Below are 297 nucleotides of genomic sequence, written 5' to 3' on the forward strand. Positions count from 1 at the left end.
TTGTACCTGGAACATCAAAAGACATCGCCCCCTGAGCAAAGAAGTACTGTTTGTCAGGCAGGCTATCGGTTCGCCAGATCCCGCTGACCAGTGCAGGGTGGTTGCCTCTCAAAGGGGTCACTTGCAGCGGTCCACGATCATAACGGGCATACCAGGCCAGTGTGGAAATATCATCAAAATGACCGGCACCATAGAAATGCAATGAATGGCCTTCACGGGGAATGACTCGTATCGGACGTATCAGTTGGTTAATGGCAAAATAACTCTCCGGGACACTGCCCGGCAGTGGTGTTAAGT

Annotated in this window: 1 protein-coding gene; it reads right to left on the reverse strand. The window is 51.5% G+C overall.

Annotated features, from left to right (window positions below; translation table 11 throughout):
• Nucleotides 1-297 (reverse strand): type VI immunity family protein (locus ACGF49_RS25115; RefSeq protein ID WP_387493501.1); only part of this gene is annotated, 297 nt, incomplete at both ends.

The organism is Photorhabdus sp. RM96S, from assembly GCF_042879335.1.
In the GTDB taxonomy this organism is placed as follows: Bacteria; Pseudomonadota; Gammaproteobacteria; order Enterobacterales; family Enterobacteriaceae; genus Photorhabdus; species Photorhabdus kayaii.